14 protein-coding genes are annotated in these 18472 nt (G+C 62.8%); 8 read left to right on the top strand and 6 right to left on the bottom strand.

Going from position 1 to position 18472, the window contains the following annotated elements; all coding sequences use genetic code 11:
* Nucleotide 1 precedes the first annotated feature (1 nt).
* Nucleotides 2-1570, top strand: a complete 1569-nt coding sequence (locus C8K18_RS04550; protein WP_107706761.1) for an efflux transporter outer membrane subunit — start codon at nt 2-4, stop codon at nt 1568-1570.
* A 228-nt stretch (nt 1571-1798) separates the two neighbouring features.
* Nucleotides 1799-2518 (top strand): glycosyltransferase family A protein, encoded by a 720-nt coding sequence (locus C8K18_RS04545; protein ID WP_107706760.1) that lies wholly within the window; start codon nt 1799-1801, stop codon nt 2516-2518.
* 156 nt (nt 2519-2674) lie between these two features.
* On the opposite strand, the gene C8K18_RS04540 is transcribed toward C8K18_RS04545, so the two are convergent.
* A complete protein-coding gene (locus tag C8K18_RS04540; RefSeq protein WP_107706759.1) occupies nt 2675-5176 on the bottom strand; it encodes a penicillin-binding protein 1A in 2502 nt (833 codons plus the stop codon).
* 532 nt (nt 5177-5708) lie between these two features.
* Between C8K18_RS04540 and C8K18_RS04535 the strand changes: the two genes are divergently transcribed.
* The 3 genes from C8K18_RS04535 to C8K18_RS04525 all read left to right on the top strand — a co-directional run bounded on the left by C8K18_RS04535 (nt 5709) and on the right by C8K18_RS04525 (nt 8840).
* Nucleotides 5709-6398, top strand: coding sequence for a hypothetical protein (locus tag C8K18_RS04535; RefSeq protein ID WP_029968619.1), 690 nt, complete (start codon nt 5709-5711; stop codon nt 6396-6398).
* Nucleotides 6399-6815: 417 nt separating this feature from the next.
* The gene (locus C8K18_RS04530; protein WP_006051744.1) at nt 6816-7496 is read left to right on the top strand and encodes a PspA/IM30 family protein; all 681 of its coding nucleotides are present in this window, start codon (nt 6816-6818) and stop codon (nt 7494-7496) included.
* A gap of 132 nt (nt 7497-7628) precedes the next feature.
* Nucleotides 7629-8840 (top strand): tetratricopeptide repeat protein, encoded by a 1212-nt coding sequence (locus C8K18_RS04525; RefSeq protein ID WP_107706830.1) that lies wholly within the window; start codon nt 7629-7631, stop codon nt 8838-8840.
* A 97-nt stretch (nt 8841-8937) separates the two neighbouring features.
* On the opposite strand, the gene C8K18_RS04520 is transcribed toward C8K18_RS04525, so the two are convergent.
* Nucleotides 8938-9627: a TetR family transcriptional regulator gene (locus C8K18_RS04520; protein ID WP_107706829.1), complete on the bottom strand. Its 690-nt coding sequence runs from the start codon at nt 9625-9627 to the stop codon at nt 8938-8940.
* A gap of 170 nt (nt 9628-9797) precedes the next feature.
* Between C8K18_RS04520 and C8K18_RS04515 the strand changes: the two genes are divergently transcribed.
* The 3 genes from C8K18_RS04515 to C8K18_RS04505 all read left to right on the top strand — a co-directional run bounded on the left by C8K18_RS04515 (nt 9798) and on the right by C8K18_RS04505 (nt 14120).
* Nucleotides 9798-11306 carry an NAD(P)/FAD-dependent oxidoreductase gene (locus tag C8K18_RS04515; RefSeq protein WP_107706828.1) on the top strand — a complete coding sequence of 503 codons (1509 nt, stop codon included), beginning with the start codon at nt 9798-9800 and terminating at the stop codon, nt 11304-11306.
* Between the two features lie 97 nt (nt 11307-11403).
* Nucleotides 11404-12405 carry an alpha/beta fold hydrolase gene (locus C8K18_RS04510; protein ID WP_107706758.1) on the top strand — a complete coding sequence of 334 codons (1002 nt, stop codon included), beginning with the start codon at nt 11404-11406 and terminating at the stop codon, nt 12403-12405.
* 311 nt (nt 12406-12716) lie between these two features.
* Nucleotides 12717-14120 carry a methyl-accepting chemotaxis protein gene (locus C8K18_RS04505; RefSeq protein WP_029968623.1) on the top strand — a complete coding sequence of 468 codons (1404 nt, stop codon included), beginning with the start codon at nt 12717-12719 and terminating at the stop codon, nt 14118-14120.
* Nucleotides 14121-14162: 42 nt separating this feature from the next.
* Here C8K18_RS04505 and C8K18_RS04500 read toward each other — a convergent pair whose 3' ends face one another.
* The 4 genes from C8K18_RS04500 to C8K18_RS04485 all read right to left on the bottom strand — a co-directional run bounded on the left by C8K18_RS04500 (nt 14163) and on the right by C8K18_RS04485 (nt 18268).
* Entirely contained in the window at nt 14163-14981 is an 819-nt protein-coding gene (locus C8K18_RS04500; protein ID WP_107706757.1) for an ABC transporter permease subunit, read from the bottom strand.
* Nucleotides 14981-15910 carry an ABC transporter permease subunit gene (locus tag C8K18_RS04495; RefSeq protein ID WP_006051752.1) on the bottom strand — a complete coding sequence of 310 codons (930 nt, stop codon included), beginning with the start codon at nt 15908-15910 and terminating at the stop codon, nt 14981-14983. The genes C8K18_RS04500 and C8K18_RS04495 overlap by 1 nt, the downstream gene beginning before the upstream one ends.
* Nucleotides 15907-17073, bottom strand: a complete 1167-nt coding sequence (locus C8K18_RS04490) for an ABC transporter ATP-binding protein (RefSeq protein WP_161966570.1) — start codon at nt 17071-17073, stop codon at nt 15907-15909. The genes C8K18_RS04495 and C8K18_RS04490 overlap by 4 nt, the downstream gene beginning before the upstream one ends.
* A gap of 94 nt (nt 17074-17167) precedes the next feature.
* Nucleotides 17168-18268, bottom strand: a complete 1101-nt coding sequence (locus tag C8K18_RS04485; protein WP_006051754.1) for a polyamine ABC transporter substrate-binding protein — start codon at nt 18266-18268, stop codon at nt 17168-17170.
* Nucleotides 18269-18472: the final 204 nt, after the last annotated feature.

The raw sequence follows: 18472 nt of genomic DNA, 5'->3' as shown, positions 1-18472 counted from the left end.
CATGAACCAGTTCGCACATTCCCGCCTCTTGCGCAGGTTGGCGGTTTTCTCGCCGGCACGCGTCTCGCGCAGCACGGCGCTTGCGGGCTTCACCTTCGCGCTCGCCGCTTCGCTTGCCGGCTGTTCGTTCGGACCGAACGGCGAGCCGCCGGCGATGCCGCAGCCGCTCCACTACGGCAGCGAGGCGCAACCGGCGCAAACCGTCGCCGCGCAAGGCGTCGCGCAGCAGTTCATGGTCGGCGGCAAACCGGTGCCCGAGTGGTGGACGCTGTATCGGTCGGATGCGTTGAACGCGCTCGTCGACGAAGGCTTGCGCAATAGCCCGACGCTCGCCGCCACCGAACAGACGCTTGCCGCCGCGCGCGAGCAACTGCGCGCGCAGATCGGCAGTTCGATGCTGCCCACCATCGACGCGGGCGGTCAGGCAACCCGCAATCGCGCGCTGGCGATTCCGGAGATCGGCCCGAACACGTTTCTGTACAACATCTTCGTCGGCCAATTGCAGGCGCACTATACGATCGACCTGTTCGGCGCCGCGCGTCTCGCCGATGCCGCGCTCGCCGCGCGCGTGAACGTGCAGGCCTATCAACTCGACGCCGCGCGGCGCGCGCTCGCTGCGAACATCGTGAGCGCCGCGATCACGAGCGCGGCATTGCGCGCGCAAATCGACACAACCGAGCGGCTCGTCACGCTCGCGAACGATCAGGCTCACGACACCGCGCGGCGCTATGCGCTTGGCGCCGTCTCGCATGCCGATCAGTTGAGCGCGCAACAAAGTGCGGCGAGTTTGTCGGCGAGTCTGCCGGGGCTCAGGCAGCAATGGCAAACGACGCGTCACGCGCTCGCCGTGCTGCTGGGCCGCACGCCGGACGCCGCACCGGACGATCTCCAACTCGCGAGCTTGCATCTGCCCGAGCAGGTGCCGGTCGTGGTGCCGAGCGAACTCTTGCGTGCGCGGCCCGACATTCAGGCCGCCGACGCCGCGTTGAAAGCCGCCGCCGCCGATGTGGGCGTGGCGACCGCGCAGATGTATCCGAGCCTGTCGCTGAGCGCGTCGATGGGACAAGGCGGCTTCAGTTGGCCGGTCGCGCTTTCGGGCGCGGGCGCGATCTGGAGCATCGGCGCGTCACTGTCGCAGCCGCTCTTTCACGGCGGCGCGCTGATGGCGCAGCGCCGCGCGGCCATGAACACCTACGAGGCCACGGTGTCGCAATACAAGCAAACGGTGCTCGCCGCGTTCCAGAACGTCGCCGATACGCTCGCCGCGCTCGAGCATGACGCGCAGGCGCTGGATGCCGCGAGTACGGCGGCGCGTTCGGCGCAGGGTGTTTTCGATGAAACGTCGGGGCGCTATCGGCTCGGCGCCGTGCCGGTGTCGTCGACGCGGACCAGCGAGCAGCAGTTTCGTAATGCGCAGCTCGATGAGATTCGCTACACGAGCGCACGGCTCGCGGATACGGCGGCGCTGTTTCAGGCGATGGGGAATCCGCCTGTGGGGGGTGACGGTGGGCAGGCGAGTTTGGGCGAGGTTTCGCGGGGAGTAGAGGCGAAACCTGGTGGTACGAATTAGTCGGCCGGAGTTATCCCCAGTTGATGTTCATGAGCCTGTTGAAAACTTTCTGATAAGCAGGCTAACTCGTTGAGCGGGCTGGGGTTATCGGCAGCGGTGCGGAATGAAGCATAAGCGGCGGGGATTGCCTTAAAGACGTAGACCTCGCGCGACCATTAATCGAGATAGCCTTCTGCGACCTACCGATATATATAATTCGCCGCTCCATGGATACCTCGGGAATTCTTCATGCGAGTCGCCGTTATTAGCCCGTACTATAAAGAGCCGCTTGACGTTCTACGAAGGTGCCACGAGAGCGTCCTTGGACAGCAAGGGGACGTCACTCACTTCATGGTCGCCGATGGGTTCCCTGCTGCCGATGTCGATAGCTGGGAAAACGTCGTCCACATCAAGATTCCGAATCACGGTGACTATGGAGACACTCCTCGTGGAGTAGGTGCCGCGTGCGCGGCTGCCAATGGTTTCGATGCGATCTGCTTTCTCGATGCCGACAACTGGTACGAGCCAAACCACATCGAAACGATGCGCTCAATAGTACAGATGACGGGTGCGCAGGTGGTCACGGCTACTCGCACAATAATTGCGGCAGACGGCCGCGTGCTTGGCATCTGCAAGGAATCCAACGGGATCGATTTCAACGACACGAATTGCTATTTCCTGACGCGAGCTGCGTTTCCCGCATGCGCAGTCTGGCTCTTCAAGGACTCGTCTGAGAGCATCGTCGGCGACAGGGTTTTCTGGCGTGCCGTGAAGACCGGTGGCTACACGCGAGCCCACTCAATCGTGCCAACTGTCAACTATGTGACCACGCTTGCATTTCACTACCAGATGTTTGGAGAAACGCCACCCGACGACTCAAAGCTCATCGCCCAATTTAACGACGATCAGCATTTTCAGATAATCAGTTACGCACAACTGAAAGAGATACGCCGAGAGGCAGGCTACTGAAAGAGAACCTGCACCGGGCCATGTTCGGCGGCATTGCACGCCGCGGCCCTCCGCTTAGTCTCAGCGACACGGCAGACCCGCGCATAAGTCCGCATTGCCTTGCGGTCTGCACAGAACACAGCGCGTGCGAGCACCGCTCGCACGCGCTTCCCATCTTCAAGGCTTATTCGACTCAAACAGATCCATGATCTGCTTCTTCTCGTTCGACGACACGCTCGGCGGCGGCACCGCCGGCGGCGTCATACCCGCAGGGCCCACGCCGCCGACCGCATCGCTCACACCGGCCGTCGGATTCGCGGAATCGAGCCCGATACTCGCCACGAAACCATTCCCCGGCGTCATATCCGAATAGAACAGCTCGCCGTCGACTGAAGTCACGCCGTCCGGTTGCGCCGGCTCGCTTTGCGGCACGCCGCGCAACGCGCGCTGCATGTACTCGACCCAGATCGGCAACGCGAGTTGCGCGCCGAACTCGCGGCTGCCGAGCGTCTTCGGCTGGTCGTAACCCATCCACGCAACGGCGACGAGCGATTGCTGATAACCGGCGAACCAGCCGTCCTTTGCGTCGTTGGTCGTACCCGTCTTGCCCTGCAAGTCCGAACGATGCAGCGCGTTGGTGCCCGCGCCCGTGCCCGCCGTCGCGACCGAATGCAACAGGCTGTTCATGATGTACGCGTTGCGCGGCTCGAGTGTGCGCGGCGCGTCGCGGCCGGCCGTGAGCGGCTGGGCTTTCGAAAGCGGCTCGCCGCGCGCGTCCGTGACTTCGCTGATCAGATACGGGTTGATCCGATAGCCGCCGTTGGCGAACACCGAATACGCGCCCGCCGATTGCAACGGCGTGACGAGCCCCGCGCCGAGCGCCATCGGCAGATACGGCGGGGTCTTGTCGGTATCGAAACCGAAACGCTGCGTGACGAAGTCTTGCGCGTACTTCGTGCCGATATACGACAGGATGCGGATCGACACCAGGTTCTTCGACTTCTGCAACGCGAGACGCAGCGGCATCGGACCATCCGGCTGATCGTCGTCCTTCGGCTCCCATGCGTCGCCGCCTGGCGTGCTCGACGGGAAGTACAGCGGCGCGTCGTTGATGATCGTCGCCGGTCCGAGGCCCTTGTCGAGTGCGGCCGAATAGATGAACGGCTTGAAGCTCGAACCCGGCTGACGCCATGCCTGCGTCACGTGGTTGAACTTGTTCTTGTTGAAATCGAAGCCGCCGACGAGCGCGCGAATCGCGCCGTCCTGCGGCGTCAGCGACACAAGCGCGCCTTCCACTTGCGGAAGCTGCGTGATCTGCCAGTTGCCCTTGTCGTCGCTCATCACGCGCACGATCGAGCCGGGCTTGATCTTCGTCGCCGACGCGGCGCGCGCGCTCAGCGCATTCGCCACAAAACGCAAGCCCTCGCCGCTCATCGTGACTTGCGTGCCGTCGACGAGTTGCGCCTTCACCTGCTTCGGACTCGCGTCCGTCACGACGGCGGCGACGAGTTCGCCGTTATCCGGATGATCGGTGAGCGCGTCGTCGATAGTCTGATCGCGGTCGTCGCCCGCAGCCGGCAATTGCACGAAACCTTCCGGCCCGCGATAACCGTGGCGCCGCTCGTAATCCATCACGCCCTTGCGCACCGCGCGATACGCGGCGTCCTGGTCGGCGGAATCGATCGTGGTCGTCACGTTCAGGCCGCGCGTATAGGTTTCGTCCTTGTACTGCGCATACATCATCTGCCGAACCATTTCGGCGATGTACTCGGCGTGCACGCTGTATTCGTTGCCCGGATTGCGCGTGTGAATCTCTTCCTTCACCGCCTGGTCGTACTGCTCCTGGCTGATATAGCGAAGCTCGAACATGCGCCTCAGAATGTATTCCTGACGGATCTTCGCGCGCTTGGGGTTCACCACGGGGTTATACGCGGACGGCGCTTTCGGCAGACCCGCGAGCATCGCGGCCTGCGCGAGCGTGATGTCTTTCAGATCCTTGCCGAAGTACACGCGGGCCGCCGCGGCAAAACCATACGCGCGCTCACCCAGATAAATCTGGTTCATGTACAGCTCGAGAATCTGGTCCTTCGTCAACGCGCGCTCGATCTTGTACGCGAGCAGCATTTCATAAACCTTGCGCGTGTAGGTCTTTTCGCTCGACAGGAAGAAGTTGCGCGCGACCTGCATCGTGATCGTGCTCGCGCCCTGCGACGCGCCGCCGTGCGCGAGGTCCGCGAAACCCGCGCGCAAGATGCCGAGAAAGTCGACGCCGCCGTGCTCGTAGAAGCGATAGTCCTCGATCGCGAGCACGGCTTTTTTCATCTGGTCGGGGATGTCCTGGAAGCGCACGAGGGAGCGCCGCTCCTCGCCGAATTCGCCGATCAGCACATGGTCCGCCGTGTAGACGCGCAGCGGCACTTTCGGACGATAGTCGGTGAGCGCGTCGAGCGAGGGCAAGTTCGGCCCCATCACGACGAGCGCATAGCCGACGATCAGCGCGCCCACCACGGCGACAATCGCCGCGAAGCTCGCGAACCAGATCGCGATGGTCGCGCCGATCGGGCGGCCGCGTTCTTCGCGATCTCGCGAAGCGGCGTTGCGTCCCTCGGTGCGGCGGTAGGAGTCCCGGTCTTGACCGGCGGGAGAATGCGAAGAATGCGGTCGTTTGATGATTGGCATGACTGGAATAGTGGGCGCGTGAATCAATGGCGTGACTCAGTCTCATGACTCAGTGGATGACTGAATGCCATGACCGGATGCCATGATTCAACGCCTTGTTCTCGCGCTTGAAGCGCGCATGAATCCTGAGCGGGCGTTGTCCGGGACGCAAACCGCCGCGCGACCCTTTGCCCCCGCGAGTCGCCACGGCGCGCCCGAACAGTGTCCGGCGCAACGTAACAGCGCATTTTAAAGAAATCAAGCCGCGCTCAACGCAGTTTTTTTGTAAGAATTCCCTTCGCGGCGGCCCCGGCGGCGCGGGCTTGAGTAGATTCGGCAAGCTTTCGATGCGCTTGCGCACACAGCGCGAGTTATCAACAGAAAACGTTCACAAGCCTGTGGACAAGCCCACCAAAAACGCCACAAGCCGTTGATGTCACGGCATTTTCACGACGCGCCCGTTTGCGATCGGCGCAACTCGTCATATGATGGATTCGGCGCACGCCGATGCGCGCCGCGAAGCGCCACACCAACAAAAGTATGCGAGCCGATCATGACAAAGCCCAGCGAACGCATCGTCGTATTCGTTACGCCCGCGCAGAAACGCGCGATCGCCGCCACCGCCGACGAGCTCGGCATCAGCGTCAGCGAGCTCATGCGGCGCGCGGTGCTGAGTTTCGACGCGACGAGCGAGCAGGTGAAAGCGGCGAGCATCGTCGACAGGCTCAATGCGCCGCGCGCACCGGATGCGCTCGACGCCGCGCTGCGGCGCGTCGCGCAGGACACGGAGCATGCGCGCGCGGCGCTGCCGCCAGGCTTGCGCACGCGCGCGAGCAGCGAGGCGAGCGGACTCGCGAACGCCGACGCAAACCACGCACTGCCCGATGCGGCGAACCGCGCGGCGCATGAGCCGATGACGTCGTCAGGCAAAGCGCTTGCGGGTAGCGCGCCGCACGCATCTCAACCCGCTCCTTCCGAACCCGCCCCGCTGCTGCCCGCCGATGTGCTGGCCGCGCTCACTGCCGATGTCGATGAAGACGCCGTCGCTACGGCCGAAGCCGTCGCGCGAGTCGCCGCGGCCCGAGCGGCTGCCGATCAGAAGCCGGCGCCCGCTGCCGTCACCACGCAGACGCAAGTACAGACGCACATAAAGAGCGTATTGAAGCGCCCTCGCCTCGACATCGCGCGCGATGACGACGATCCGCAAGGCGATCTGGGCCCCGAAGGCGGACGCTTCGCCTAGCGCCGGCGAAACGCAATGGAGGTGTAAGGCGAATGTACGATGCAAGCTCATCGTCTCCGCGCGCTTACGCTTTCGCAACCATCGCTCAATTCACGCCGACGACACTCGCCGCTCGCACACTGAGCGGCTCGCGCATCGTGCCCTTTAAGCGCATTTTAAGAGAGCCCGTGGTGTAATATCCGCGAGCCGCTGGAGGGACGCGCTCGCGTGTTTATCATCGAAGCTTGCCGCTTCATCACGCGACGCATGCGCGAACCGGCCGGACAATTTGCGCTCGTGCTATTGCATTCCGCACGCGCGCCCCGACCTCCGGTCCGAACGCTGCGCTGCTTGTCGCGCGGCGGCGTAAAGTAGCAGTGGCAAGCAATCGAACGCGCGTGAACTATTCAGCGCCGACACCATTCTTTGGAGGTTTTCATGTCGCTTTTTGACAGCATTTCGCGCACGCTAAAAGGTCTCCTGAACGACGCGGCCGACTCCGTGCAGGACCCGTCGCGCGACTCGCGCCAGATCGTGCGCGAACTGGACGAGAGCATCGGCAAGGCCGAAAATTCGCTGATCGAGATTCAGGCGCAGGTGGCCACGCAGCAAAGCAAGCGCGATGTTGCCGCCGACAAGGCGAAGAAGTATGAAGACGGCGCGAAGCGTGCGCTGCAATCCGGCGACGAAGCGCTCGCGCGTGAAGCGCTGAGCGCGCAAGCCACCGCCGAGGCGGAACGCGATGCACTGACGAAGGAACTCGCCACGCTCGAGCCGTCGGTCGCGCAATTGAAGAGCCAGATCGAAGACATGCGCGCGCGCCGCAACGATCTGAACGCGCGGTCCAACATTCTCCAGGCCAAGCAGCAAATCGCCGAGGCGAAAGACGTCGCTGCGACGGCGCTCGGCGGCATCGGCGGAAAAAACCTTTCCGAAGATTTTCAGAAGCTCGAGGACAAGGTCGCACTGTCGAATGCACGGTCGGACGCACGCCTGAATTCCGCCGACGTCAAAAGCGGCAAGGCGCTCGACGACAAGCTCGCGGATCTGAACCGCGGCCCGTCGGTGGAAGACCGTCTCGAAGCGCTGAAGAAGCAGCTCAATACGCCGGCCCAGTAATTGCGTGAGTAGTGTCTGACGGCAGGCCGGTGAGCGTGGATGTTTAACCGGCCGCCGGCCGCCGGCCGCCGCCGGATCGCCGGCCCGGCGCAATCGACTGAAGGAGACGGGCGTATGACGCCCGGTCCGCAAATGAAAAAACTTATCGCAAGCGCATTCGTCTCGCTCATGCTCGTTTCGGCCGCGGCGTTTGCCGTGCCGACCGTGCAGCAGATCGAATCCGCGATGTCGCAAGGCAACTGGCAGCAGGCCGACGCCGGCTTGTCCGAAGTGCTGCAGGCGCATCCGAACAATGCGCGCGCGCATTACCTGTACAGCCAGGTGCTCGACCGTGAAGGCCGCTATGGCGACGCGCTCGCGCAGCTTCAACAGGCAAAGACGCTCGACCCGCAAATCCGTTTCACCGACCCCACGCGCTTCGCACAAGTCGAGGCGCGCATTCGTCGGGACGCCGAACGGGTGGGCAACGCCAACGCCAAATCGACGAGCCGCGCGGACAACCCGTTCGCCCAGCAAAACGCGAATGCACCGGCCGTGCAGCAACAGGCCGGACTCGCGCCGCAAGTGCCGCAAGCGCCTGAGCGCCACGGCCCGGGCATCGGTATGTGGGTCGGCATTCTGCTTATCGTGGGCGTGATTGCGCTCGTGTTGCGCTGGACCTTGCGCCGCGCCCGCACGCAAGACGACACGCGCGCGAACGACGATCGTCGCGTGCAACTCAAGCGTGCAACCGACCTGCTCAACACCGTGCGTTCGCTGAAACTCGACGTGAAGCTCTCCACTGCGCCCGGTCACGAAGCGCTCGAAAAGGAAGTCGAAGCAACCGAAGACCAGTTGCGCACGCTCGTCGAAGCGTTGTCGAACAGCAAGAATCCGGTGCCGCCGTATCAGCTCGATGAACTGGAGCAGCGTATCGGCAGCCTGCGCGCACGCGCCGAAGGCCGGCCCGATCCGAACGCAGCAGCCGCGGCAGGCAACGAGCAGTCGCCGTATGCGCGCGAAGCCGAGCGCTTCGGCAATCCGCCGCAAGCGCCCTATCCGCAGCAAGGTCCGTATCAGCAGCAACCGCCTGTTGTCGTGCAGCAAGGCGGCGGTTTCGGCGGCGGCATGGGCGGGCTGCTGACCGGCGTGCTGCTCGGCGAGGCGCTGAACTCGGGGCGTGAACGCGTCGTGGAGCGCGACGTCATCGTCGACGATGAAGGGCGCAGGCGCGGCAACTCAGGCGACAATGGCGGCGGGCTCGATTTCGGCCAGGGCTCGAACGACTGGAACGACAACAGCGGTGGCGGCATCGACATGGGCAGCAACGACGATTCCGGCGGCTGGAGCGACGACAATACCTGAGTCCTCGCGCTCTTTCAGTCGCGGCACTCTCCGCGTGTGCATTGAAGACAGGCTCCTACACGGAGCCTGTTTTTTTTGCCTGCACGTTCAGCGAAAATCACGCGCGCCGCGAGACAGGCGCCCGCACCTCCTCCTGCTGCGCGAGCAGCACCGAGCCCGCAAAAAGCCTCACGATAAAACGCTCCGCATAGCCGACGAGCGCATCGCGGCGCGCGGCGTCGGCATCGAGATACTCGGCGGAGAGATGAAACAGTTGCAGCACGATCTGCGTGCAGACTTCATCGACGACATCGTGCGAAAGTGTGGGCATTAGCTGCAACTGAACGACGTCGTCGGCCATTTCCGCTGACACCGCATGAAGCGTCGCGCGCACCGCTTCGCGCAGTGCCGGCGACGTGCCGTGATATTCAGCTAACGCACTGAGAAACGCATCGCGGTTTTCGAGCGCAAACATGAAGAACGCGACGCACGCGCGCCGCGGCACGCTATGCGGTTCGTCGTGCGCGGCGAGCCAGCGCTCGCGTCGCAGCATCGGCCGCAAGCGGCGGCTGACCGAATCGACGGCCTCGCGCGCGAGCTCGTCGAGCGTGCCGAAATGCCGATAAAACGTGTTCGGATTGAGTCCCGCCTCGCGTGCGAGTTCGCGCAGACCCAGACTCGCGAAGCCGCGCCCGCCCGCGGTCAAGCGCAACGCGGCTTCGATCAGTTTGCGTTTGCCGGGCGGCAGTTCCTGTTCTGCCGCAGCGTCGCGCGCGGGCTGCCGCGCCGTTTCCGATACGGATTTCATCGCGTTCATGGTGACTTTCAATCGCCGCGCGGGACGCGCGTTTGATAGACGTACTCTAAACGATCTTGACGCGAGGTGTACAGTTGTCTACCCTGCGCGTTACGTTTGGGCGGCTACGCGGCTTGCCGTGTGCGCAGGCAGCGCCCGACTTCCACTTGCAGGAGATCGACGTGACGTCCGCTGCATCCGCTGCATCCGCTGCATCACCACAAGCTGTCGCGCCGCGCATCGCCATTGTGGGGAGCGGCTTCTCCGGCATCGGCATGGCGGTGCGGCTGCAAAAAATGGGCATCACGTCGTTCACCCTCTATGAAGCCGCCGCGGACATCGGCGGGACATGGCGCGACAATACCTATCCGGGCGCCGAGTGCGACGTGCCCTCGCATCTGTATTCGTTTTCGTTCGAGCCGAACCCGGCGTGGTCGCGCGCCTTCAGCGGCCAGAACGAAATTCTCGCTTATCTGAAGCATTGCGCGCGCAAGTATGGCGTGGACCGTTACGTGCGTTGCAATGCGCGCGTGGTGGCGGCACGCTTCGACGAAGCACGTCATGTGTGGCAGATCGAACTCGATGCCGGCGGCATGCGCGAGAACATCGAGGCCGACGTATTGATCGCGGCGAGCGGTCCGCTGTCGCGGCCGGCGATGCCGCGCATCGCGGGACTGGAGAACTTCGAAGGCAAGCTGTTCCATTCCGCGCGCTGGGATCACGCGTATCCGCTCGAGGGCAAGCACGTCGCCGTGATCGGCACGGGTGCGAGCGCGATTCAGTTCGTGCCGCAAATCCAGCCGCGCGTCGCCCGGCTCGATCTGTTCCAGCGCACCGCGCCGTGGATCATGCCGAAGCCGGACAAGTGCATCGGCGAACGCGCGCGCTGGCTTTTCGAACATCTACCGTTCACGCAGCGATTCGTGCGCAGCGCGATCTACTGGAAGCTCGAATCGCAGGCGGTCGCTTTCGTTAGTCATCCAAAGCTAATGAAGCGCCCGATGAAGCTGTGCCTCAGCTATCTCGAGCGGCGCGTGAAAGACCCTGAGTTGCGCGCGACGCTCACGCCGAACTACCGCCTCGGCTGCAAGCGCGTGCTGCTGTCGAGCAACTACTATCGCGCGCTAGTCGAGCCGAATGTGAACGTGATCACGACGGGCATCCGCGAAATCGTCGCGGACGGCATCGTGACAGAGGACGGCGCGCATCATCGTGCGGATGCAATCATTTGCGGCACCGGCTTTCAGGTCAACGACGTCGGCGCGCCGTTCGACGTGACCGGCGTCGGCGGTGCGGACCTCGGCGCGCTGTGGCTGCGCGACGGCCCCGAAGCCTATCTCGGCGTGAGCGTCGCCGACTTTCCGAACTTCTTCATGATCGTCGGCCCGAACACAGGACTCGGCCACAACTCGCTGATCTACATGATCGAGTCGCAAGTGCAGTACATCGCCGATTGCCTGCGGACGCTGCGCCGGCGCAACGCCCGCACGATGAACCTGCGGCCCGACGTGCAGCGCGACTACAACGCGCGCCTGCAGCACGATATGCGGCGCTCGGTGTGGTCGAGCGGTTGCCATAGCTGGTATCAGACGCGAAGCGGCAAAGTGACCGCGCTGTGGCCGGGATTCACGTTCAGCTTTCGCAAAAGGACGCGCCGCGTGCGGCCAGGCGATTACCGCTTTCTGCCTTGAGGAATGACGCTCACGCGGTGCGATTGCAAGTCACGTCGCCCGATCCGATGGCGATTATTTAGTATCCCGATTCAAATAAAAAAGGGAGACGGAAAACATGGCAAGCATCGATCCTCGTTCGTCGAATTCGTCGAACTCGTTGACGCACAGTTCAGTCGCGGCGCTGCCGCCCCGCTCGCTCGCCGCGCGCCTCGGCATCACCAGCGTGCCGCGCGACGAACTGCGGCGGCGCTACACGCAAAGCGGCTCGAAGTTCATCCGCATCATGGGCGCGGACGTGCATTATGTCGACGAAGGCCGCGGCGACATCATCGTGATGATTCATGGCTTCGCGTCGTCGCTGCACACATGGAATCGTGTCGCGGATGAACTGAAGCACGCTTACCGCATCATTCGTCTCGATCTGCCGCCGTTCGGCGTGACTGGGCCGCTGCGCTCCAGCACAGGCGCGATCGAAACGATGGACCTCCCGACCTACCGGCGTTTCATCGACACTTTTTTGCAGGCACTCGGCATTAGGCGCGCGACTTTCATCGGCAATTCGCTTGGCGGGCTCATTTCGTGGGACTACGCGGTGCGGCATCGCGAGGCCGTCGAGCGGCTCGTGCTGATCGACTCCGCGGGCTTTCCGATGCGGCTGCCCATCTATATTGGCCTCTTCAACAGCGCGCTGGTGCGCGCGAGTTCGCCGCGCTGGCTGCCGGAAGCGATCATCAAAAGCGCGGTGCGCAACGTGTATGGCGATCCGCGCAAAATCGATGCCGTCACGCTGCGGCGCTACGTCGAGTTTTTTCACGGCGAAGGCACGCGCGCCGCGATCGGCAAGATGGTGCCGACGCTCGATTTCGCCGAACTGGATACGAATGTGCTGACAACACTCGCGCTGCCGACGCTCGTATTGTGGGGCGCGAAGGACCGCTGGATTCCGACCGCGCACGCGGCTGAATTCGCGCAGCGCATTCCGGGCGCGAAATCGGTCATGTATCCGGGCCTTGGACACATTCCGATGGAGGAAGCGCCCGAGCGCGTGCTGACCGACCTGCGGGCGTTTCTCGGCACGCATGCCGCTCCGAAAGCAGGCACCGTCGCGCGCGTCTAGCCCCTTCCTCCGAGCAAGCGCAGCAAGTCCCAGAGAAATTTAAAGAGCATGACGATCAGCTCCCACAGATGGTAAAGCTGTTGCCAGCCCGAAGCGCGCGCGAAGGAATCGAACATCGTTAAAGTTGGTCAGGAATGGCGGCGCTTGCCGCGGCGCCAAACCGGACATCATAACGACTGCGGCGTAGCGACTGCGGGATACCCCGTATCAAGTCCGCCGAAAGCCAGCCGTAAACGCGTCGAGAAGAGGCTGTGTTCGTGCTCGACGAGCGCGTGACCGGCAGCGTTGCTAGCGTCATCAAGGAGACGTTCATGTCGCGTTTCAGCTTTCGCCGGACGGGCCGACCGCAAGGGGTCGTCGGCGATATTGCCGCGCAGGCGGGCAAACTGGGTATCGAAATCTGCGATGTATCGGGCCACGTCGATGAAGTCGCCGCGCGCGTGCAGCATCAGGCACAGGTGTGCCGGGCGTTGCGCGAATCCGCCGCGCAGACGCTCGCCGGCAATCATCGGATCGCGACCGCCGCGCGGGGTATGCGCGACGTGTCGGCGCAAGCGGCGACCGGCGTGCAGGAGTCGCACGAGACGCTGGAGGCGTCGCTTGCCGACATCCACGGACTGGTGGAAGGCGTGACCGTGATCGAGAGCCAGATCGGCGCGCTGCGCAGCGCGCTCGCGCATGTGAGCCGCGTCTCCGAGGAAATCTCGCTGATCGCGCGGCAAACGCATCTGCTCGCGCTGAACGCGGCGATCGAAGCCGCGCGCGCCGGCGAATCCGGCCGAAGCTTCGCGGTGGTGGCGGCCGAGGTGAAGAATCTGTCGGCGAAGACCGCGCAGGCGACCGGCCAGATCGAGACCACGCTCGCGCAACTCACGCAGCAGACCGAGCAGTTGATCAACGAAGGCTCGGTGAATACGGAGCGGGCGCATCGGGTGCGCGAGGGCACGCGCAAGATCGGCGACGTCGTGCATTCGACGGGCGACGCCATCGCGCATCTGAACAACGAGGCCGAGCAGATCGCCGCGTTGACCGGCGAGATCGAGACGCAGTGCGGCGGGCTTGAGGCGCAGGTGCTGGAAATGGCGAGCGGCGTCGAGGATTCGAGCGAAAACTTCGTGCAGGCGAAGGATCGGCTCGGCAATCTGCTCGGCGTCTCAGAGACCTTGATCGAACTGACGGCGGCGGCGGGCGTGGAGACGCCGGACACGCGTTTCATCGAAGCCGTGCAGGACGCGGCGGCGGCGGTGAGCAAGCTGTTCGAGGCGGCGGTCGCGCGCGGCGAGATTTCGCTCGACGATCTGTTCGATCAGCATTACGTGCCCGTGCCGGGCAGCAATCCACAGCAGTTCATGACGCGGTTCACGGCTTTTACCGATCGCGTTTTGCCGGCGATTCAGGAGCCGCTACTCGATCTCGATCCGCGGGTCGCGTTCTCTGCCGCAATCGACGTGCGCGGTTATCTGCCGACGCACAACCTGAAGTTCTCTTTGCCGCAGCGTGACGATGTCGTGTGGAATATGGCCAATTGCCGGAACCGGCGCATTTTTAACGACCGCACTGGACTGGCTGCCGGGTCGCATACGAAGAAGTTTTTACTGCAGACGTATCGGCGCGATATGGGCGGTGGACAGTTTGTTTTGATGAAGGATGCGTCCGCGCCGGTTTTTGTGCAGGGGCGGCATTGGGGCGGGGTTCGGATTGGGTATAGGGTTTAAGCTGCAATTCGTGAAACAGGGCAAGCGCACTTGCCCCGTCACCTACCCCCTCACCTGCACCCTTCTCCTCTCCGCCCGCTGCATAAAATAATTCACCGCCACCACGCCAACCGTCACCACCGCGATAAACAACGTCGCCAACGCATTCATCTCGGGATTCAAACCCAGCCTGACGCGCGAGAAAACCACCAGCGGCAATGTCGTTGACCCAGGCCCCGACAGAAACGCGGATAAAACCAGATCGTCGATCGACAACGTAAAAGACAATAACCAGCCCGACACCAGCGCCTGTGAAATCAGCGGCAACGTGATCGAGAAAAACACCCGCAGCGGCGTCGCGCCGAGGTCGAGCGCCGCTTCCTCGAGCGAAGGATGCAACTCCTTGACACGCGACTGCACGATAATCGCCACGTACGAAATACACAGCATCACGTGCCCGATCCAGATCGTGAAAATGCCGCGCCCCGCCGGCCAGCCGAGCCACTTCGCCATTTCGATAAAGAGCAGCAGCAGCGATATGCCCTGAATCACTTCGGGGATCACGAGCGGCGCGTTGATCATGCCGGTATAAAGCGTAAAGCCGCGAAAACGCCCCATGCGCGCGAGCACAAAACCCGCCCATGTGCCGATAATCACCGACGCAAACGCCGTCAGCACCGCTACTCTCAACGACAGCCACGCCGCCGCAATCAGTTCGTCGTCGTGCAATAACGCCGCATACCAGCGCGTCGAAAAACGCGTCCATACGGTGACGAGTTGCGATTCGTTGAACGAATAGACGACCAGACTGATAATCGGCACATACAGGAACAGAAAGCCCAGCGCCAACGCGGTGAACTGCAAAATCCGGTTCGGCTTCATCAGCGTTTTTCCTCCATCGCCTTGGCCTGCGCGTACTGGAAAAACGCCATCGGCACCAACAGCAGCACTACCATCGCACACGTCACGGCAGAAGCCATCGGCCAATCGGCATTGTCGAAAAACTCATTCCACATCACGCGGCCGATCATCAGCGTATTCGCGCCGCCGAGCAATTCCGGAATCACGTACTCGCCCACCGCCGGGATAAACACCAGCAGGCAACCGGCGATAATGCCATTCTTCGAAAGCGGCAATGTGATCTGCCAGAACGCTTTCCAGGGTCTTGCGCCCAGGTCGTAGGCGGCTTCGAGCAAGGTCATGTCCATTTTCACGAGATGCGCGTACAACGGCATTACGAGAAACGGCAGATACGAATAGACCATGCCGATATAAACCGCCGTATTCGTGTGATACAGCTCGATCGGCGAATGAATCAGACCGATCGACATCAGGAAGTTATTCAGCAGCCCGTTGTTTTTCAGAATCCCGATCCACGCATACACGCGAATCAGGAACGACGTCCAGAACGGCAGCATCACGGCCATCATCAGCAGATTACGGCGCGCCGGATCCGAACGTGCGATGTAATACGCCATCGGATAACCGATCAGCAGGCACAGCAGCGTCGAAATTGCGGCCACGACAACCGAATTCACATACGTCGCGAAATACAGGCTGTCGGTGACGAGAAACGCGTAATGCGACAGATCGAGCTTGAGATTGATCGCGCCGTCCGCGAAACTCGTGAGCTCGGTATACGGCGGAATGCCGAGCTGCAAATCGGCAAAGCTGATCTTCACGACCAGCAGAAACGGCACCAGAAAAAACAGCAGCAGCCAGACGAACGGACCGGCCACCACGGCGGTACGGCCCGTCAGGTTAAAGCGCCGCACCGGCCAATTGAGAACCGAATGGAACTGGCGCTTCATGACGTCAGCACCACACCGGCCGATGCGCTCCAGCGCACGTACACTTCGTCGCCCCAAGTGGGCGGATCGATCTCCGTCAGCGCGAGGCTCGTCACGTTCGCGATCACGGTTTTGCCGCCGTCGAGCTTCACGTGATACAGCGAATAGCCGCCCATGTACGCGATATTCGACACGACGCCCTTGCCCCAGTTGAACGCGCCCTCGGGCGGCTTGCTCGTGAGCGCGATCCGCTCGGGCCGCACCGAGATCGTCACCGGCATGCCGAGCGGACCGGTAATGCCGTGGCTCACATACAAACGGCAAGTCAGATCGGGCGTTTCGATAAAGACGTGATCGGGCTCGTCCTCGACCGTATGGCCTTCGAACAGATTCGTCGAGCCGATGAACTCCGCCGAGAAGCGGCTGTTCGGATACTCGTACACCTCGTGCGGCGTGCCGAGCTGCACGATCTCGCCTTCGCTCATTACCGCGAGGCGCCCCGCCATCGTCATCGCTTCTTCCTGATCGTGCGTGACCATGATGCAGGTCACGCCGACCTTGTCGAGAATGTTGACGAGCTCGATCTGCGTGCGCTGGCGAATCTGCTTGTCGAGCGCGGACATCGGTTCGTCGAGCAGCAACAGCTTCGGCCGCTTCACCAGCGAACGCGCCAGCGCGACCCGCTGCTGCTGGCCGCCGGAAAGCTGATGCGGCTTGCGCTTCGCAAAGCGGCCCATCTGCACGAGTTCGAGCGCGGTCTGCACGCGGTCCTTCAGCTCGGCCTTGGCCACGCCTTCCTGCTTCAGACCGAACGCGACGTTCGACTCGACCGTCATATGCGGAAAAAGCGCATACGACTGGAACATCATGTTGACCGGCCGGCGATACGGCGGCAGTTGCGCAAGGTCTTCGCCGTCGATCAGGATCTTGCCCGAGGTCACGGTCTCGAGGCCGGCGAGCATCCGCAGCAAGGTCGACTTGCCGCAGCCGGAACTGCCGAGCAGCGCGAACAGCTCGCCCTTTTTCACCGACAGATTGACCTGCTTGACCGCCACGGTCTCGCCGAATTTCTTCACGACGTCGACGACCTGCACGAAATTATCGGCGGCGTCGTCGATCGCGGCGTTGCCGCCGGCGGGCGGCACGGCCGTCCGGTCCAGCGCGCCCGGCTGCTCACTACTCATCACAATGCTTCACTCCGGCGTTTGACGAACAAAGCCCCCGGTGAACACCGAGGGCTTCTTGATGATGCTGTTACCCGTTCACTCCGGCCGCGCTTCAGCGGCCGGACTTGAACTCGGTCCAGAGCCGCGTCTGCAGCCGCTGCACTTCGGGCGGCAACGGCTTCAACAGGAACAGCGTCTTGATGACTTCGGGCGGCGGGTACACGGCGGGATCGTTCGCGACGTCCTTATCGACGTATTTACGCGCTTCGAGATTCGCGCTCGGGTAGTAGACGGCGTTGGTGATCGCGGCATGCACTTGCGGCGTTTCGATGTAGTTGATCCACTCGAGCGCGGCTTCCTTGTTCTTCGCGTCCTTCGGAATCGCCATCACGTCGAACCATACGGGCGCGCCGCCCTTCGGAATGTAATACTCGATCTTGTACGGCTTCTTCGCCTCGATCGCGCGATGCTTGGCGATCACGACGTCGCCCGACCAGCCGTAGGCGAAGCACACGTCGCCGCCCACCAGATCGTTGATATAGCCCGACGAGTTGAACTGCGTGATGTACGGGCGAATCTTCTTGAGCATCGCGAGCGCCTCGCGATAGTCGGCCGGATTCGTGCTCATCGGGTCTTTGCCGATGTAATGCAGCGCGGCGGCGAACATCTGATCCGGCGCATCCAGCACGGACACGCCGCACGCCTTCAGCTTCGAGATGTTTTCCGGCTTGAAGAGCACGTCCCAGTTATCGAGCGGCACGTTCTTGCCGAGAATCTGCTGGGCCTTCGTCACGTTGTAGCCGAGGCCGGTCGTGCCGTATGCCCAGGGCACCGTGAACTTGTTGCCGGGATCGGCGCCGGCCACGAGCGCCATCAGCGACGGGTCGAGGTATTTGAGGTTCGGCAGCTTCGATTTGTCGAGCGGCGCGAAGATGCCCGCGGCGATCTGCTTGCCGGCGTAATTGCTGGTCGGCACGACGATGTCGTAACCGGAATTGCCGGTCAGCAGCTTGGCTTGCAGCGTGTCGTCGCTATCGTAGTTGTCGTATTTGACCTGGACGCCGGACTGCTTCGTGAAGTTCGGAATGGTGTCCTTGGCGATGTAATCGGACCAGTTGTACACGTTGAGCTGCGTATCCTTCGCTGCCGCCGTCAACCACGGCGCCGCGCACAAGACCAGCGCAGCCACTTGCCCCACTACCCGTCTTTTCATCCCGTTCTCCGATCGTGCCGGTCCGAGCCGGCCGTCCTCACGCACGCCGCGAGCAGCGCCATGCTGCGCTAGCGGCTCCCCTGAAAAACCCGAAAACTACCATCAATTATTGCGCGGTCCAAAAAAAATGCCGCACTGTCGCGCAAACGGTACAGCGTAAGCCGCGCCGCCGGAAAATGGGCGCAATTTTAGCGGGTTATGGGC

Origin of the sequence: Paraburkholderia sp. GV068 (genome assembly GCF_003058125.1) — a bacterium.
GTDB classification, from domain to species: domain Bacteria; phylum Pseudomonadota; class Gammaproteobacteria; order Burkholderiales; family Burkholderiaceae; genus Paraburkholderia; species Paraburkholderia graminis.
Note: the sequence above shows the minus strand (reverse complement) of the source record. Positions and strands in the feature narration are given on the sequence as shown.

What these genes read in the sequence shown, in the direction of transcription:
- C8K18_RS04545 (WP_107706760.1), top strand. Translation starts at nt 1,799, where the DNA reads ATGCGAGTCGCCGTTATTAGCCCGTACTATAAAGAGCCGCTTGACGTT.
- C8K18_RS04540 (WP_107706759.1), bottom strand. Translation starts at nt 5,176, where the DNA reads ATGCCAATCATCAAACGACCGCATTCTTCGCATTCTCCCGCCGGTCAA.
- C8K18_RS04530 (WP_006051744.1), top strand. Translation starts at nt 6,816, where the DNA reads ATGTCGCTTTTTGACAGCATTTCGCGCACGCTAAAAGGTCTCCTGAAC.
- C8K18_RS04520 (WP_107706829.1), bottom strand. Translation starts at nt 9,627, where the DNA reads ATGAAATCCGTATCGGAAACGGCGCGGCAGCCCGCGCGCGACGCTGCG.
- C8K18_RS04500 (WP_107706757.1), bottom strand. Translation starts at nt 14,981, where the DNA reads ATGAAGCCGAACCGGATTTTGCAGTTCACCGCGTTGGCGCTGGGCTTT.
- C8K18_RS04550 (WP_107706761.1), top strand. Translation starts at nt 2, where the DNA reads ATGAACCAGTTCGCACATTCCCGCCTCTTGCGCAGGTTGGCGGTTTTC.
- C8K18_RS04490 (WP_161966570.1), bottom strand. Translation starts at nt 17,073, where the DNA reads ATGAGTAGTGAGCAGCCGGGCGCGCTGGACCGGACGGCCGTGCCGCCC.
- C8K18_RS04535 (WP_029968619.1), top strand. Translation starts at nt 5,709, where the DNA reads ATGACAAAGCCCAGCGAACGCATCGTCGTATTCGTTACGCCCGCGCAG.
- C8K18_RS04510 (WP_107706758.1), top strand. Translation starts at nt 11,404, where the DNA reads ATGGCAAGCATCGATCCTCGTTCGTCGAATTCGTCGAACTCGTTGACG.
- C8K18_RS04485 (WP_006051754.1), bottom strand. Translation starts at nt 18,268, where the DNA reads ATGAAAAGACGGGTAGTGGGGCAAGTGGCTGCGCTGGTCTTGTGCGCG.
- C8K18_RS04505 (WP_029968623.1), top strand. Translation starts at nt 12,717, where the DNA reads ATGTCGCGTTTCAGCTTTCGCCGGACGGGCCGACCGCAAGGGGTCGTC.
- C8K18_RS04495 (WP_006051752.1), bottom strand. Translation starts at nt 15,910, where the DNA reads ATGAAGCGCCAGTTCCATTCGGTTCTCAATTGGCCGGTGCGGCGCTTT.
- C8K18_RS04525 (WP_107706830.1), top strand. Translation starts at nt 7,629, where the DNA reads ATGAAAAAACTTATCGCAAGCGCATTCGTCTCGCTCATGCTCGTTTCG.